Origin of the sequence: Rhodoferax sp. BAB1 (genome assembly GCF_013334205.1) — a bacterium.
GTDB lineage: Bacteria > Pseudomonadota > Gammaproteobacteria > Burkholderiales > Burkholderiaceae_C > Hylemonella.
In genome coordinates, this window is sequence record NZ_CP054424.1 from 989,195 (window position 1) to 1,004,363 (window position 15,169).

At 65.8% G+C, this 15,169-nt stretch carries 15 protein-coding genes; 9 read left to right on the forward strand and 6 right to left on the reverse strand.

The annotated features are described in order from the left end of the window. Positions 1 to 26: 26 nt before the first annotated feature. Positions 27 to 692: a GntR family transcriptional regulator gene (locus HTY51_RS04875; RefSeq protein ID WP_174251678.1), complete on the reverse strand. Its 666-nt coding sequence runs from the start codon at positions 690 to 692 to the stop codon at positions 27 to 29. Between the two features lie 166 nt (positions 693 to 858). On the opposite strand from HTY51_RS04875, the gene HTY51_RS04880 reads away from it, so the two are divergent. From HTY51_RS04880 to HTY51_RS04900, 5 genes are all read left to right on the forward strand, one after another. Next, entirely contained in the window at positions 859 to 2,049 is a 1,191-nt protein-coding gene (locus HTY51_RS04880) for a CaiB/BaiF CoA-transferase family protein (protein WP_174251679.1), read from the forward strand. Between the two features lies 1 nt (position 2,050). After that, entirely contained in the window at positions 2,051 to 2,866 is an 816-nt protein-coding gene (locus HTY51_RS04885) for an enoyl-CoA hydratase (protein ID WP_174251680.1), read from the forward strand. A 19-nt stretch (positions 2,867 to 2,885) separates the two neighbouring features. Continuing rightward, positions 2,886 to 3,863: a zinc-binding dehydrogenase gene (locus HTY51_RS04890; protein WP_174251681.1), complete on the forward strand. Its 978-nt coding sequence runs from the start codon at positions 2,886 to 2,888 to the stop codon at positions 3,861 to 3,863. A 328-nt stretch (positions 3,864 to 4,191) separates the two neighbouring features. Beyond that, positions 4,192 to 5,160 (forward strand): tripartite tricarboxylate transporter substrate binding protein, encoded by a 969-nt coding sequence (locus HTY51_RS04895; RefSeq protein WP_254606991.1) that lies wholly within the window; start codon positions 4,192 to 4,194, stop codon positions 5,158 to 5,160. 60 nt (positions 5,161 to 5,220) lie between these two features. Continuing rightward, positions 5,221 to 6,192, forward strand: coding sequence for a tripartite tricarboxylate transporter substrate binding protein (locus HTY51_RS04900; RefSeq protein WP_174251682.1), 972 nt, complete (start codon positions 5,221 to 5,223; stop codon positions 6,190 to 6,192). A 363-nt stretch (positions 6,193 to 6,555) separates the two neighbouring features. Here HTY51_RS04900 and HTY51_RS04905 read toward each other — a convergent pair whose 3' ends face one another. The 4 genes from HTY51_RS04905 to HTY51_RS04920 all read right to left on the reverse strand — a co-directional run bounded on the left by HTY51_RS04905 (position 6,556) and on the right by HTY51_RS04920 (position 10,187). Continuing rightward, complete coding sequence (locus HTY51_RS04905; protein ID WP_174251683.1) at positions 6,556 to 7,041, reverse strand: hypothetical protein; 486 nt, start codon at positions 7,039 to 7,041, stop codon at positions 6,556 to 6,558. A gap of 37 nt (positions 7,042 to 7,078) precedes the next feature. Beyond that, a complete protein-coding gene (locus tag HTY51_RS04910; RefSeq protein WP_174251684.1) occupies positions 7,079 to 7,921 on the reverse strand; it encodes a hypothetical protein in 843 nt (280 codons plus the stop codon). A gap of 449 nt (positions 7,922 to 8,370) precedes the next feature. After that, positions 8,371 to 9,792, reverse strand: a complete 1,422-nt coding sequence (locus HTY51_RS04915; RefSeq protein WP_174251685.1) for an FAD-binding oxidoreductase — start codon at positions 9,790 to 9,792, stop codon at positions 8,371 to 8,373. Then, positions 9,789 to 10,187, reverse strand: a complete 399-nt coding sequence (locus HTY51_RS04920) for a DUF2069 domain-containing protein (protein ID WP_174251686.1) — start codon at positions 10,185 to 10,187, stop codon at positions 9,789 to 9,791. Before HTY51_RS04920 ends, HTY51_RS04915 begins: the two co-directional genes overlap by 4 nt. Before the next feature lie 20 nt (positions 10,188 to 10,207). Here HTY51_RS04920 and HTY51_RS04925 point away from each other — a divergent pair, with 20 nt between their 5' ends. Continuing rightward, complete coding sequence (locus tag HTY51_RS04925) at positions 10,208 to 11,419, forward strand: YihY family inner membrane protein (protein ID WP_174251687.1); 1,212 nt, start codon at positions 10,208 to 10,210, stop codon at positions 11,417 to 11,419. A 9-nt stretch (positions 11,420 to 11,428) separates the two neighbouring features. Here the strand turns inward: HTY51_RS04925 and HTY51_RS04930 are convergent, their stop codons facing one another. Continuing rightward, positions 11,429 to 11,755 carry an Mpo1-like protein gene (locus tag HTY51_RS04930; RefSeq protein ID WP_174251688.1) on the reverse strand — a complete coding sequence of 109 codons (327 nt, stop codon included), beginning with the start codon at positions 11,753 to 11,755 and terminating at the stop codon, positions 11,429 to 11,431. Between the two features lie 121 nt (positions 11,756 to 11,876). Here HTY51_RS04930 and HTY51_RS04935 point away from each other — a divergent pair, with 121 nt between their 5' ends. From HTY51_RS04935 to HTY51_RS04945, 3 genes are read left to right on the forward strand one after another with little or no spacing between them, the layout of a single operon-like run. Beyond that, positions 11,877 to 12,389 (forward strand): DinB family protein, encoded by a 513-nt coding sequence (locus HTY51_RS04935; protein WP_254606992.1) that lies wholly within the window; start codon positions 11,877 to 11,879, stop codon positions 12,387 to 12,389. A 14-nt stretch (positions 12,390 to 12,403) separates the two neighbouring features. Beyond that, entirely contained in the window at positions 12,404 to 13,063 is a 660-nt protein-coding gene (locus tag HTY51_RS04940; RefSeq protein ID WP_174251689.1) for a metal-dependent hydrolase, read from the forward strand. A 55-nt stretch (positions 13,064 to 13,118) separates the two neighbouring features. Then, on the forward strand, positions 13,119 to 15,149 hold the full coding sequence (locus HTY51_RS04945; protein WP_174251690.1) for a CHASE2 domain-containing protein: 2,031 nt from the start codon (positions 13,119 to 13,121) through the stop codon (positions 15,147 to 15,149). The last annotated feature ends 20 nt before the right edge of the window (positions 15,150 to 15,169 follow it).

The window sequence follows — 15,169 nt, forward strand, 5'->3', positions numbered from 1 at the left end:
GCCCGCCTGGCGCGCAGGGGGGGCACTCAGGCCGGCTGGTCCAGCAGGGTCAGCAGACGGTCACGCCCCGAGAGCACATGGCGCTCGGCCAGGGTACGCGCCCGGCTGGCCGCACCCTTGGCGATGGCCTCGAAGATGGCACGGTGCTCGGTATTGGAGCGGCGCATATTGCCGGGGGCATTGAAATAACGGCGCCGGAACAGGTGCAGTTCCTTGACGTGGTCGTCGTAGGCCTGGTGGGCGCGCTGGTTGCCCGAGAGCTGCAGGATCAGGGCGTGAAAACGCAGATTGTGTTCGTAATAGGCCGTGCTTTCGCCGGCCTCGCAGGCGGCGTCCATCTGGACCAGCAGCTGTTCCATTTCGGCGCGGTGCGTGTCGTCGAGGTGTTCGCAGGCGCGTTCGGCGGCGAAACCGAAGATCAGGGCCCGCAGCTCGTAGATCTCCAGCATTTCGCGCACCGAGATCTGGCGCACGAAGACGCCGCGGTTGGGCACGGCCGTCACCAGGCCCAGGCCGGCCAGCATGCGGATGGCTTCGCGGATGGGGCCGCGGCTGGTGCCCATGCGCAGGGCCAGAGCGGCTTCGTTCAGGCGCTCGCCGGGCTGGATCTCGCCGCTGTAGATCAGGCGCTTGAGTTCTTCCGCGATGGCGGGGGAGAGACCTTGCTCGGTTTTTTCTTTGACGGAGTCCATGGGGCAGGTCGGGCGTTGCGGCTTCGGGGTGGCTGGATGGTAGCACCCGCTGTTGGGGACGGGTTGGGGAAAACCATTAAAAGTGTCATCTATTCATCAAAAATTGTTGACACTTTGTGTCCTGCACAGGACACTGCGTCCCAGTTTGACTCGCTGATCTTTTTCCATGCCCCATCTCCCCGCTTCCCCCGCCCTGGCGCGTTTTCGCGTGATCGACCTGACCCAGGTGCGCGCCGGCCCGACCTGCTGCCGCCAGTTGGCCGACTGGGGGGCCGACGTCATCCAGGTCCAGATGCCCGAGCACATGCGCGGCGACGACACCCTGGGCGGCCAGGATGGTTCGGACTACCAGTACACGCACCGCAACAAGCGCTCCATCACGCTCAACCTCAAGGAGCCGGAAGGCATAGACGTGCTCAAGCGCCTGATCGCCACGGCCGATGTGGTGGTCGAGAACTTCCGTCCCGACGTCAAGTTCCGCCTGGGTATCGACTACGAGACGCTTGCAAAAGACCACCCGCGCCTGGTCTACGCCAGCATCTCGGGTTTCGGCCAGAGCGGCCCCCTAGCCCAGCGCCCGGGTTTCGACCAGATCGCCCAGGGCATGAGCGGCCTGATGTCGGTCACCGGCAAGCCGGGCGACGGCCCCATGCGCGTGGGCATCCCGATTGCCGACCTCTGCGCCGGCATCTTCGCGGCCCAGGGCATCCTGGTCGCGCTGCTGGAGCGCGAGGCTTCGGGCAAGGGGCAGTTCCTGCACACCTCGCTCTTGGAGTCCATGGTCTACATGATGGACTTCCAGACCGCGCGTGTGCTGATCGACGGCGAGGTGCCCACGCAGGCCGGCAACTACCACCCGACCAGCATCCCCACCGGCGTCTACAAGGCGCGTGACGGCTGGATGAACATCGCCGTCTTCGGCTCCAAGATCTGGGAGCGCTTCTGCGACATCCTGGGCGCGCCCGAGTGGGTGACGGATGCGCGTTACCACGACAAGATGGGCCGCTCGGTCAACCGCGACTCGCTCAACGAAGAGATCAACCGCCGCCTGGCCGCGCAGGACCGTGCCTACTGGGTCCAGCGCTTCAACGAGGGTGGCGTGGCCTGCGGCCTGATCAACAACGTGCAGGAAGTGTTCGAGGAGCCGCAGGTCCAGCACCTGGGCATGGTCAAGGAAGTGGTCTCGGCGCACCATGGCGCGCAGCGTCTGGTGGGCCAGCCGGTGCAGCTGGAACGCACGCCCAGCACCATCGCCCGCGCGGCCCCCAAGCGTGGCGAGCACAGTGCGGAGATCCTGCACGAACTCGGCCTGGCCGATGACGAAATGAAGCGCCTGAAGGCACAAGGAGTTTATTGAGATGGCAGAGATCACCTACACCTCCCCCACCGAGCGGGTGCAGAGCTGGATGGACGAGGACGGCAGCACCCTGCACATCCGCTTCAACAACCCCGAGCGCCATAACGCGCTGTCGGTCGACATGTGGGAGGCCGTGCCCGTGCTGCTGGCGCTGGCCGAGGCCGACGAGCGTGTGCGCCTGGTGGTGTTCTCCGGTGCCGGCGAGAAGGCGTTTGTGTCTGGCGCCGACATCTCGCAGTTCGAGGACATGCGCGCCGCGCGCGAGGCCGTGGCCCGCTACGAGCTCATGGCCGAGCAGGCGCTCATGGGCATCTACAACTTCAGCAAGCCCACGCTGGCCTGCATCCGTGGTTATTGCATCGGCGGCGGGGTCAACGTGGCCATGAGCTGCGACATCCGCATCGCCAGCAGCGACGCGGTGTTCTCGATCCCGGCCGCGCGCCTGGGGCTGGGTTACCGTTATTCGGCCATGAAGAACCTGGTGGACCTGGTCGGCCCCGGCGTGGCCAAGGACCTGTTCTTCACCGCGCGCCGCATCAGCGCGGTGGAAGCCAAGGAGGTGGGCCTGATTTCGCGTGTCTGCGCGCCGGACCAGCTGCCCGCCCTGCTGGCCGAATACACCCAGGCCCTGGCTGCCAATGCGCCGCTGACGGTGCGCGCCGGCAAGGCCATCGTGGTCGAGATCCTCAAGCCTTCGCCCGAGGTGGACTTCGACAAGTGCCGCGCGCTGATCCAGGGCTGTTTCCAGAGCGAAGACTATGCCGAGGGCCGTAAGGCCTTCATGGAAAAACGCAAGCCCGTGTTCCGCGGCAAGTGAAGCAGACAAGGACAAGAAGATGAAGTCTTACTGGGCCAAGATCACGGGCGGCAAGATCGCCGTCGAGTTACGCGACATTCCCAAGCCGGAACCCGGCCCGGGCCAGGTGCTGGTGCGCGTGCGCGCCGCTGGCCTGAACCGCGGCGAATTCATCATCGGCCACAGCCTGCAGGCCGAAGGCAGTGCCAAGGCCGCAGGCATGGAAGCGGCAGGCGAAGTGGTGGCCTGCGGTGCCGGCGTCAGCGAGCTGAAACCCGGCGACGCCGTCATGGGCCGTTGCGGCGGCGGTTTTGCCGAGTACGTGCTGATGGATGCACGCGAAGCCATGCCCAAACCTGCCAAGCTGAGCTGGGAGCAGGCCGCGGCCGTGCCCCTGTCGTCCCTGGTGGTGCACGACATGCTGGTGCTGCAAGGCCAGCTCCAGGCCGGCCAGTGGCTGCTGATCCCGGGTGTGTCCTCGGGCCTGGGCGTGACGGCGCTGACCATGGCCAAGGCCCTGGGCGCCAAGGTGATCGGCACATCGGGTTCGCAGGCCAAACTCGACCACCTCAAGACCCTGGGCCTGGACCTCGGCATCTGCACCCGCGCGCCCGACTTCCATGACGCCGTCATGCAGGCCACCGGCGGCAAGGGTGTGAACCTGGTGGTCAACGCCGTGGGCGGCACGATGTTCGCCGAGAGCGTGCGCTGCCTGGCTTTCCAGGGCCGGCTGGCCGTGGTGGGTTACGTCGATGGAGCGCTGCACGCCGAGATCGACCTGGATGCCCTGCACGCCAAGCGTCTCACGCTCTTCGGTGTGTCCAACAAATTGCGCAATGCCGACATGAAGGCCGCGGGTGTGCCGCCCTTCAAGGCCCAGATCCTGCCCATGCTGGCCGATGGGCGCATCGTGCCGCTGGTCGACCGTGTGCTGCCCTTCGGGCAACTCGCCGAGGCCAAGGCCGCCATGGAAGCCGCCCAGCACATGGGCAAGATCGTGCTGGCCGGGCTTTCCTGAATCTGCATTCCGTCACGACGTTTGCCAACCATAACCAACGAGGAGATACGACATGCACAAACGCAAACTTTTAGAGCCTGGTCACGGTTTCGCAGGGGCCGCGTTGGGGCGCAATCGGGATGAGTTGGCCGCCAACATTCCGCCGCATGGGCTGATGCCCATGCAAGGGATTTGGTGGACAAATCGCCCGATTTCGCCCCAACCCGAAGGGCAAGCGCCTTGCCGGGCGGTCTGCGGCGTTGCAAAGCCTCGCCGGGCATGGAGCCCGGCTTCGTTTTACGCCTTGCATCCCATCCCGGCAAGGTGCTTGCGCGGCCCCTGGGAGACCGTGACCAGGCTCTTACTGGCAGCCCTGGTCCTGGGCGCCTGCTCCCAGACCGCCCTGGCCCAGGCGCCGGCCTACCCGAACAAACCCGTCAAGCTGATCGTGGGCTTCGCCCCGGGCGGTGCGGCCGACTACGTGGCGCGCTCCGTAGGGGATGCCCTGGGTCGCGCCCTGGGCCAGCCTATCGTGATCGAGAACAAGGCCGGTGCCGGCTCCAGCATCGCCGCCGACATGGTGGCCAAGTCGGCACCCGATGGGTACACCCTGCTGATCGCCAGCCCGAGCTCCATCTCGGTCAATCCCGCGCTCAACGCCAAGCTGCCCTACAAGCCCAGCGACCTGCAGCCCGTGAGCAAGCTCACCAGCTCGCCGCTGGTGATCGCGGTCAATCCGGCCACCGGCATCAACTCGGTCCAGGATCTGATCGCCCGCGCCAAGAAGGACCCCGGCAAGCTGAACTTCGCCACCTCGGGCAATGGCTCGGCCCCGCACCTGGGCGCGGCCCTGTTCAGCCAGGTGGCTGGCGTGCAGATGCAGCACATCCCCTTCCGTGGCGGTGGTCCGGCCATCCAGTCGGTGATTGCCGGCGACACGCAGGTCACCTTCGGCACGCCGCCCTCGGTGCTGCCCCAAGTGACGGCCGGCCGTCTGCGCGGCCTCGGCGTCAGCACGCTGGAGCGCACGCCGCTGTTTCCCGACCTGCCCGGCATGAAGGAAGCCGGTTTGCCGGACTACCTCATCGACTTCTGGTACGGTTTCTTCGTGCCCGCCGGCACGCCGCAGCCCATCGTGCAGAAGCTGTTCGAGGCCACCCAGGAAGCGATGAAACAGCCCGGCGTGAAAGCCGCCCTGGCACGCGAAGGCACCGACGTGTCGGTCTCCAAATCGCCCGCTGACTACGCCGCCTTCCTGGCCCAGGACGAGAAGTTCTGGGTGAACCTGGTCAAGAGCGCCGGCGTCAAGCTGGAGTGAGCAGGCTGATGCGGGGCCTGTGCCCCGCAGTCTCGACAGAAAAACTTGAGGAGACACACCATGCAATACAAATCCATGTTGATGGCCGCCCTGCTGGCCCTGGGCGGCACCACCCCGGTCTGGGCGCAGGCCGCTTATCCCAGCAAGCCCATCCGGCTGGTGGTCGGGTTCGCCCCGGGTGGCGCGGCCGACTATGTGGCGCGCTCGGTGGGAGATGCCCTGGGCCGCGCCCTGGGCCAGCCCATCGTGATCGAGAACAAGGCCGGTGCCGGCTCCAGCATTGCCGCCGACATGGTGGCCAAGTCGGCGCCGGACGGCTACACCCTGCTGATCGCCAGCCCGAGTTCCATTTCGGTCAACCCCGCGCTCAATCCCAAACTGAACTACAAGCCCAATGATTTGTTGCCCGTGACCAAGCTCACCGCTTCGCCGCTGGTGATCGCGGTCAACCCCAACGCCGGCCTCAACTCGGTCAAGGAACTGATCGCCAAGGCCAAGGCCAACCCCGGTGCGCTAAACGTAGCCACCGCCGGCAATGGCTCGGCGACCCATCTGGGCGCGGCGCAGTTTGCCCAGGTCGCCGGGGTCAAGTTCACCGAGATTCCCTACCGCGGCGGCGGTCCGGCCATGCAGTCGCTGATCGCAGGCGACACCCAGATCTACTTCGGCACGCCGCCGTCCACACTGCCGCACATCCAGTCCGGTCGTGTGCGCGGCCTGGGCATCAGTGCCACCGAACGCAGCGCCCTGTTCCCGGATCTGCCGGGCATGAAGGACGCCGGACTGCCGGAGTACGAACTCGATTTCTGGTACGGCTTCTTCGTGCCGGCCGGCACGCCCCCGGCCATCGTGCAGAAGCTTTTCGAGGCGACGAAGACGGCCATGCAGCAGGAGTCGGTGAAGGCCGCGCTGGCGCGTGAGGGCACCGAGGTCTCGCTGTCCCAGTCGCCGGCGGACTATGCGGCCTTCCTGGCCCGGGACGAGAAGTTCTGGGTGAAGCTCGTCAAGGACGCTGGGGTCAAGCTCGATTGATGTCTGAGGGTGTTCGGGAAATTCTCCGTTCGGCCTGAGCTTGTCGAAGGCTCTTCTTCGTGATGAGTTTCCTCTTGCGTGGCTTGCCGGGTCTCGGCCCGGCGGCCGACTCACTTTCTCTTGCTTCGCCAAGAGAAAGTAAGCAAAGAGAAGGCGACCCTGGTGTCTGTGTCCCCGGCTGCGCCGGGGCAACCTGCGATGCTCGCGTCAGGCGGGAGCCGCGCAAACTCGCTGCGCTCAGACATGCGCGTCTCTTGATCCGCCTGCCGCTGCGCTTCTCGGCACAGACACAAGGGTGGGGGAAACCGAAAACCGAAGACAAATGCGACAAGGGCACGCTATCGCGTGCCCTTGTCGGAGGGGTTAGGCGTCACCATCGCCCTTGACCTCTAGGTTGAGATGAGTGACTGGCGTGAACGGAATTGGATTCTTCTGGACGTCAGTTCCTGAAAAGATCATTAGGCTGGTGTAAGCCCCAAGGATTCTCTCGTGGATGACTTGGAGGTCAGCCATCATGATGGTGCGACCTTCGTCACTATTGCGACGAAAGTTGTGTTGCCTATAGAAAGAGTGATTGAGCCGGTTGCGTTCGGACAGCGCCACAGCAAGCTCAGCTTCAAGCTCCGGTGGAGGTGGCGCAGACTTTCGAAGCGAGGCTAGCAATTGACCAAGCGTCTTGCGATCGATCTCCCCGATGAGCTTCCGCCCCAGTGACTTGCTTCGAATCTTGGCCAACCCATGGAGGTCCACAGCGGCGAAGATCAGTGAGTTGCCCAGCTCAAGTTCCAGAAGCTGGGCGGCCTCGGCTGTTTCTCCGAACTTGGCATATACCTCGTCGAGCGTGGGCATGATTGAACTCTTGACCTGAATTAGGTGCCGCTAGAGCTCACCGCTCCGATTGCAACACGGCTCGCAACTCGGCGAGCACCGTTGCGGAGGTGGCGACGATCTCTTGGCTGACGATGGGTTCGGCACCGTGAATGATCGCGTTTCGGAGCGTTATCAACTCGCGAAGGTGCCCATGCAGAGAACCGTTGATTCGCTCACTTCGGAACAGAATGTCCGCCAAGCGCATGTTTGACATTCTCCTTGGCAGCCTCGCTTGTGCGGAGGCGGTCGCATATGACTGATACGGCTCTCCTGCTTCGGACAGCAGGCCTTCGATCTGGTTGTAGTTCCGGAGGAAGTCCTCGAGGCTTCCACGCGCTTCGCGGTCTCGCGAAGGATCAAGTTCATCTTGGAGGTTCTGGCTCGCCCGTTCGATGCGTTGCGGTGCAATCACATCAAACACGAAGAGCGTGATAGCTGCGAAGGCCACCGCAAACGCAGACTGGCCAACATTGATGAGGATCGTAGTGAGGTCGGTTTGTGGAGAAGTTTCGTGCGAGATGACGAGGTTCGCAAGAAGCAGGGTGAGGGCGACTAGGCCAGTGATGTACACAAGTAGCTTGAAGTAGCGGGTCTTCAGCTCATCGATCGCTTCTTCCAACGTTTCGTCTTCGTTCGCTTCGCGCGTAAGTTCGTTGCGAAAGAAGAGGAAGCCGGTGAGGGTGAGGCCGTAGACTGCGGCGATTACCTGTGCTGTCGTGGAGAAGAGATAGAGAATCTGGTTCTCGTTCAGCGTCAGCCACGGACTAGCGATGCCGAACGCACTTGTGACCACGGAGAGTGCGATGAAGGCTCCTGTGCTGAGAAGGAAGGTCGTGTGTGGCGACAGCGCTCGTCCCATGTGAGCCCTAACGTGATATGGACCGCGAAAGTGCGGAATAACATGGACGGACGTTCATCCTCGCGCCTCCCTTGCTGCAAGCTAAAAGCTTGTTTTGTTTCAAGAATTTGGCTGACTATAGCGTCGCGTGGCGCGCATGACAAACCGTGAACCCCGCAGTCCCCGCGTTAGCGGGGACTGCGGGGTTCGGGTATCCGGTTCCCACCGCCGTGTGCGGAGGCGAGTAGCGCAGGCAGCGGCGGAAAAAGAAGCGCAGATGTCTGAGCCCGCAGGGCGAGTTTCTGAGCTTCCCGCTGCTGCCGAGCAACGCAGCGTGCCCGGAGCGTAGCGGAGGGACGACGCACCCGGCTCGCCTTCTTTTGCTTACTTTTCTTGGCGAAGCAAGAAAAGTGAGTCGCCCGCCGGGGCGAGACCCGGCAAAGCCACGCCGGCAGGGCGCTTGATCTAACTCACCCGCGAATCATGCGGCCGGGGTTCATCAGGTTGTGGGGGTCCAGCGCATGTTTGATGCTGCGCATCAGGCCCAGGGCCACCGGTGACTTGTGGTCGGGCAGCTTGTCCACCTTCAGGCTGCCGATGCCGTGTTCGGCCGAGATCGAGCCGCGGTAGCGGTCCACCACCTCGTAGACCATGGCGTTCATGGGCGGCTCCTCCTCGGCGAGGAAACGCTGCTGGTCCTCTCCCTCGGGCGCCTGCACGTTGTAGTGCAGGTTGCCGTCGCCCAGGTGGCCGTAGGTCACCAGGCGTGCGCCGGGGAACTTCTCCATCAGCAGGGCGTTGGTCTCGGCCACGAAGGCGGGGATGCGCGAGACGTTGATCGAGATGTCGTGTTTGATGTTCAGGCCTTCCTGGGCCTGGGCCAAGGGGATGCTCTCGCGGATGTGCCACAGGGCCTTGGCCTGGGCCATGCTCTCGGCCACCACGGCATCGGTCACGCAGCCGGCTTCCATGGCGGCTTCGAGCAGGCGTTCGAACTGGGCGCGGGCGTGGGTTTCCGATTCGTTGTCGGAGTTCTCCAGCACCACGCACCAGGGCGATTCCTGCCAGAAGGGAACCCGCTGCTGTGGGAAGTGCTTGACCACCAGGCTCAGTGCAAACTGGCCCATGACCTCGAAGCCGGTCAGGCCCGCGCTGAGGTGCTCGTGCGCCAGGCCCAGCAACTGCACTGCGGCTTCCATCGACGGCACGGCGGCAAAGGCCGTGAGCTGGGCTTTGGGCAGCGGGTAGACCTTCATGGTGGCGCCGGTGATCACCCCCAGCGTGCCCTCGGAGCCGATGAAAAGATGGCGCAGGTCGTAGCCTGTGTTGTCCTTGCGCAGGCCCAGCAGGCCGTCCCAGATCTCGCCCTGTGCGGTCACCACTTCCAGGCCCAGGCAGAGCTCACGCGTGTTGCCGTAACGCACGACCTGCGTGCCACCGGCGTTGGTGCCGAGGTTGCCGCCGATGGTGCAGCTGCCCTCCGACGCCAGGCTGAGCGGGAACAGGAAGCCGGCTTTCTCGCATTCGTCCTGCAGGTTCTGCAGCACGCAGCCTGCGTCCACCGTGATGGTCAGGTTGCCGGCGTCGAGCTGGCGCACCTTGTTCATGCGTGTGAGGCTCAGCACCACCTGGGTGCCGCTGGCATCCGGCGTGGAGCCCACCACCATGCCGGTGTTGCCGCCCTGGGGCACCATGGCCACGCGCGCAGCGGCGCAGGCCTTGACGACGGCCGCCACCTCGGTGGTGGAGGCCGGGCGCACCACGGCCAGGGCACGGCCGCGTTCACGGCCGCGCCAGTCGAGTTCCCAGGCGCTGAGGTCGCCTTCGGTCAGGACGTTGGAGGCGCCGACGATGTGGCGCAGCTGGGTGAGCAGTTCGGTGGGGGTACTCATGGTGTGGCGGTATCCGGTTGGGTGGGGGCAGCCTTGAGGCGCAGGCGGATGTGCATCACGCAGGCCGCAAACAGGGCCAGGCTCAGCAGCACTTCCAGCGCCGCCAGCCAGGCGCCCGGGGCGGGCTCGCTGGTGGCGCGCACCACGCCTTCGGTGAAATAGAGCCAGAGCAGCAGGCTGAGCCAGCGGTAGGTGTACATGCGGTTCTTCAGCAGGCCGGCCAGGGGCAGGCACAGCGGCAGCACCTTGAGCGCGAGCCAGGAGCCGCCCGGGCGCAGCGGTGCCAGCCACAGTTCCCAGACCAGGCCCAGCACGATGAGCCCGAGCAGACTGGCCACGGCCAGGTTGCGGCTGAGCCGGACAGGGGAGGGCGCGGGTGTGTGGGTGGCTTGCATGGAGGTGGCATCATAGCGGGATGAGCTTGTCCCTCCGCCTGCAAGAGTTGCTTGCCGATCTCTCGCGCTTCCCCTGGAAAACCACGGCCCTGACCCTGCGCGAGCGCTTTCGCGAGGACCGGCTCGGCCTGAGTGCGAGCAGCCTGACCTTCACCACCACCATCGCCCTGGTGCCGCTGTTCACGGTGGCGCTGGCCCTGTTCACGGCCTTCCCCATGTTCGCCAAGTTCCAGGACGTGCTGCAGAAATGGCTGGTGGAGAGCCTGATCCCCGACAACATCGCGCGCCAGGTGCTGGGTTACCTGACGCAGTTTGCCGGCCGGGCCGGTCGCCTGGGCTGGGCCGGCCTCACGGTGCTGTTTTTCACGGCCCTGAGCCTGGTCTTCACCATCGACCGCACGCTCAACGCCATCTGGCGCGTGCGCCGCCCGCGCCCGCTGGGGCAGCGCGTGCTGGTCTACTGGGCCGCCATCACCCTGGGCCCGCTGCTGCTGGCGGGCAGCCTGACCATCACCTCCTACATCGTCTCGTCCTCGCGCGGCATGGCAGGCGGCCTGCCCGGCAGCCTGCGCCTGCTGCTCGACGGCCTGGAGTTCCTCATGATCGCCGGCGGCCTGGCGGCCACCTACCACTACGTGCCCAACACGGCCGTCAAATGGGGCCATGCCTGGACCGGCGGCATCTTTGCCGCGGCCGGTATCGAACTGGCCAAGAACCTGCTGGCCGTCTACCTCAAGATGGTGCCCACCTACTCGGCGGTCTACGGCGCCTTCGCCACCCTGCCCATCCTGCTGATCTGGATCTACGTGGCCTGGGCCATTGTGCTGCTGGGGGCGGTGACCGCGGCCTATCTGCCCAGCCTGCTGGCGGGTGTGTCGCGGCGGGCCGTGGTGCCGGGCTGGCGTTTTCGGCTCTCACTGGAGCTGCTGCAGGCGCTGGTGGGGTCGCGTCGCGGGCTCACGCTGATGCAGCTGGCCGAGCACCTGCACGTGGATCCGCTGCAGCTCGAACCGCTGGTGGAGACCCTGGTGGGGCTGGACTGGGTGGGGCGGCTGGTGGACGACGGGCAGGACGGCCTGCCGCGCCTGGTGCTGCTGGCCGAACCGGTGCGCACGCCGCTGGCGCCGCTGATGCAGACCATGCTGCTGCCGCGCGAAGCCAGCACCGAGGGCTTCTGGCGCGGCGCCCGCCTGGACGACCTCAACCTGGCCGATGCGCTATCGAAAAGATAGCGATCCGGTTCAGAACGGGATCTTGCCGGTCCAGATGTCCTTGTACATGACCCAGTCGCCCATGAAGCTGTAGAGCGGGCGCTTGAAGCTGGCGGGTTTGTTCTTCTCGAAACCGAAGTGGCCCAGCCAGGCGCAGCCGTAACCGCAGAGCAGGCCGTAGAGGAAGTACTGCGGCTGGGCGGTGACGACCAGCATGGCCAGACAGACCAGGGCCAGCGTGCTGCCCAGGAAATGCAGGCGGCGGCAGGTGCGGTTGCTGTGCTCGCCCAGGTAGAAGGGGTAGAACTCGGCGAAGCTCGTGAAGCTGCGCGGATCGGTGGGGCTGGTGGCTTGCATGCAGGTCTCCTGATGTTTTTGTGATGCAGGCAGTGTAGGCCTGTCGGGTCGTTTCGGGCAAGCCCGCAGGCGACAGGGCCACGGTATAGTGCCCCGGTCACAGTCACCCGAGGATGTCCGCATGTCCGATGCTGCCGTGCCTTATCTGCGCATGCTGAGCCGCTACACGGCCTGGGCCAACGCGCGCCTGTTCGACGCGCTGGCCGCCTTGCCGGCTGGCGAGGCCACGACGCGGCGCAACCACGGCCAGCACAGCATGGTGGGCACCCTGGCCCACGCCTGGGTGGTGGACCTGATCTGGCAGGCGCACCTGCAGGGCCGTGCCCACGGCTACAGTTCGCGCCAGCCCGAGGTCGAGCCCACGCTGGCGCAGCTGCAGCAGGACCAGGCCGCGCTGGACCAGTGGTACATCGCCTGTGCCGACGGCCTGGACGCCGCCGGGGAGGCAGAAGTGGTGGACTTCCGTTTTGTCGACGGTGGCGCCGGGGCCATGCGCCGCGGCGACATGCTGCTGCATGTGGTGAACCACAAAACCTACCACCGCGGCTACGTTGCCGACATGCTCTACCAGGCCGGTTGCCGCCCGCCCGTGATGGACCTGCCGGTTTTCCTGCGCGACGTGCCGCAAGTCTGAAAGGAACCCGACCCATGTTCATCGGCCACTTCGCCATCGGCTTTGCCGCCAAGACCGCAGCGCCCCGGGTCTCGCTGGGCACGCTCTTCCTGGCCGCCCAGTTCATCGACCTGCTCTGGCCCACCTTCCTGCTCATGGGCCTGGAGCGCGTGCGCATCGAACCCGGGGCTACGGCGGTCACGCCCCTGGTCTTCGAGCACTATCCTTATTCGCACAGTCTGCTGGCCGTGCTGGGCTGGGCGCTGTTGCTGGGGGGCCTGCACTTCCTGCTGCAGCGCGAACGCCGCAGCGCCCTGATCCTGGCCGGCCTGGTGCTGAGCCACTGGCTGCTGGACCTGCTGGTGCACCGGCCGGACCTGCCCATGTGGCCCTGGGGCAATACCGTGGCCGGCCTGCGCCTGTGGTCCTCCCTGACGCTGACGCTGGCGCTGGAGGTGCCGCTGTTCATGCTGGGTGTGTGGCTCTACAGCCGCAGCACGCGCGCGCTGGACCCGGCCGGCCGCTGGGGCCTGGTCGGGCTGGTGCTGTTCCTGTTCGTGGTCTATGCCGGCAATGTGCTGGGCAGCCCGCCGCCCAGCGTCGAGGTCATCGCCTGGCTGGGCCAGTTGCAGTGGCTGCTGGTGCTCTGGGGTTACTGGGTGGACCGGCACCGGCGCGCCCTGGCGCTGAACTGATACACAGACGGCGGGCAAGCTGGTAACCTAGAAAATACACAACAGAGGAGATGGCATGGATCTGGGTCAGGCGCTGCAGGGGCGCAGTTCGCGCGCGGCATCCATCCTGCTGGCCATCGTGTCGGTGCTGCTGGTCACGCTGCTGTATTACAAGCAGAACGCCTTCCTCGAAGGTTTCGAGGCGCGCACCTACGACCTGCGTTTCAAGAGCCTGCGCGGCCCGATCCCGCCGCACCCGGACATTGCCATCATCACCATCGACGACCGCAGCATCGCCGAGCTCGGCCGTTTCCCCTGGAGCCGCCAGCAGTACGTGCGCCTGCTGGAGCGCCTGGAGGCCGCCAAGCCCAAGGCCATCCTCTTCGATGTCTTTTTCCCCGAGGTCGAAAACGCCGAGACCGACCAGGCCCTGGCCGAGGCGATCCGGCGCGCCGGCAACGTGGTGCTGGCCACCACCTTCGAGTTCGACCGCCAGTTCCGCGTCAGCGGCAGCACCGGCAGCCTCCCGCAACTGGAGCGGGCGGCGGCCGGCATCGGCCACATCAACCTGATCCCCGAGGAAGATGGCGTCAACCGGCGCAACCTGCTGCAGATCGAGCGCGATGGCCAGGCCGTGCCCTCGCTGGGCCTGATGGCGGCCATGCTGACCCTGGGTGAGAAACAGTTCAGCAGCGAATCCTTCCGGGTGCGGCTGGGCGAGCGCAGCATTCCGGTGGGCCACGATGGCGCCCTCTGGATCAACTACACCGGCGCGCCCGGCAACTACCCGCGTTATGCCTTTGCCGACGTGGTCAGCGGCCGGGTCGACCTGGCGTCGCTGCGCGGCAAGACCGTGTTCCTCGGTGCCACCGCGCTGGGCGTCTACGACATGCGGGTCACGCCCTTCCATGCCAATTCGCCCGGGGTGGAGGTGCACGCCGCCGTGGCCGACGACATCCTGAGCCAGCGTTACATCCACCGCACCGGCCTGCAGTCCCTGTTCGACCTGGTCATGATCGTGCTGGCCGGCGGGCTGAGCTACTACCTGACGGCGCGCATGCGCCTGCACCGCGCCATTCCCGCCGTGCTGCTGCTGGGCGCCGCTTATGTGGGGCTGTGCTACTGGCTGTTCCTGCAGGGCCAGTGGGTCAGCATGGTCTACCCGCCGCTGGCGGCCATCGTCTCCCTGCTGGTGGGCGGGGGCTTCCGTTACATGGTGCTGGAGCGCAATGCGCGCGAGATGCGCGCCATGTTCTCCAGCTACCTCTCCAGCAAGCTGGTCAACCAGCTCGAGAAGAACCCCGGGGCCGCGCGCATCGGCGGCGACAACCGCGAGGTGACGGTGATGTTCACCGACATCAAGGGTTTCACCGCCTTCAGCGAACGGCACAAGCCGCAGGTGGTGGTGGCGCGCCTGAACGAATACCTGGCCGCCATGGTGCAGTTGATCTACGCGCACGACGGCACGGTCGACAAGTTCATGGGCGACGGCATCCTGGCCTATTGGGGGGCGCCGCTGTCCCAGCCCGACCACGCCAAACGCGCCGTGGCCTGCGCGCTGGCCATGAAGCAGGTCATGGCCGAACTGGGGGCACGCTGGCAGCAGCAGGGCCTGGAGCCTTTCGTGATCCGCGGCGGCATCCAGACCGGTGACGTGGTGGCCGGCAACATCGGCTCGCGTGGCCAGAAGATGGAATACACGGTGATCGGCGACACCGTCAACCAGGCCTCGCGCCTGGAGGGCATGGCCAAGTATTTCGGTGTGGATTTCGTGGTGGGCGATGCCACCTACCTCAAGACCTGCGACAGCTTCCGCTTCCGCCGCCTGGACCGCGTGCGCGTGGCCGGCAAGGACATCCCCGTGGCCATCCACGAGCTGCGCGGCCCCGTGCAACCCCAGGAAGACCGGTTGGAGACCCTGTTCGCCGCGGCGCTGGCCCAGTTCCGCCAGAAACACTGGGAGGCGGCTGAAACGGCCTTCCTGGCCATCCTGGCCGAGTACCCCAATGACATTCCGAGCCGGCTATATTTGGAGCGCTGCCTGCAGTTCAAGGCAGTGCCCGTCTCCACCGACTGGGATGGCGTGTTCAACCGCCAGGACAAGTAAAAGCGACCACCCGAGGACAG

What these genes read in the sequence shown, in the direction of transcription:
- HTY51_RS04875 (WP_174251678.1), bottom strand. Translation starts at nt 692, where the DNA reads ATGGACTCCGTCAAAGAAAAAACCGAGCAAGGTCTCTCCCCCGCCATC.
- HTY51_RS04905 (WP_174251683.1), bottom strand. Translation starts at nt 7,041, where the DNA reads ATGCCCACGCTCGACGAGGTATATGCCAAGTTCGGAGAAACAGCCGAG.
- HTY51_RS04890 (WP_174251681.1), top strand. Translation starts at nt 2,886, where the DNA reads ATGAAGTCTTACTGGGCCAAGATCACGGGCGGCAAGATCGCCGTCGAG.
- HTY51_RS04925 (WP_174251687.1), top strand. Translation starts at nt 10,208, where the DNA reads ATGAGCTTGTCCCTCCGCCTGCAAGAGTTGCTTGCCGATCTCTCGCGC.
- HTY51_RS04915 (WP_174251685.1), bottom strand. Translation starts at nt 9,792, where the DNA reads ATGAGTACCCCCACCGAACTGCTCACCCAGCTGCGCCACATCGTCGGC.
- HTY51_RS04935 (WP_254606992.1), top strand. Translation starts at nt 11,877, where the DNA reads ATGTCCGATGCTGCCGTGCCTTATCTGCGCATGCTGAGCCGCTACACG.
- HTY51_RS04880 (WP_174251679.1), top strand. Translation starts at nt 859, where the DNA reads ATGCCCCATCTCCCCGCTTCCCCCGCCCTGGCGCGTTTTCGCGTGATC.
- HTY51_RS04930 (WP_174251688.1), bottom strand. Translation starts at nt 11,755, where the DNA reads ATGCAAGCCACCAGCCCCACCGATCCGCGCAGCTTCACGAGCTTCGCC.
- HTY51_RS04910 (WP_174251684.1), bottom strand. Translation starts at nt 7,921, where the DNA reads ATGGGACGAGCGCTGTCGCCACACACGACCTTCCTTCTCAGCACAGGA.
- HTY51_RS04885 (WP_174251680.1), top strand. Translation starts at nt 2,051, where the DNA reads ATGGCAGAGATCACCTACACCTCCCCCACCGAGCGGGTGCAGAGCTGG.
- HTY51_RS04920 (WP_174251686.1), bottom strand. Translation starts at nt 10,187, where the DNA reads ATGCAAGCCACCCACACACCCGCGCCCTCCCCTGTCCGGCTCAGCCGC.
- HTY51_RS04945 (WP_174251690.1), top strand. Translation starts at nt 13,119, where the DNA reads ATGGATCTGGGTCAGGCGCTGCAGGGGCGCAGTTCGCGCGCGGCATCC.
- HTY51_RS04900 (WP_174251682.1), top strand. Translation starts at nt 5,221, where the DNA reads ATGCAATACAAATCCATGTTGATGGCCGCCCTGCTGGCCCTGGGCGGC.
- HTY51_RS04940 (WP_174251689.1), top strand. Translation starts at nt 12,404, where the DNA reads ATGTTCATCGGCCACTTCGCCATCGGCTTTGCCGCCAAGACCGCAGCG.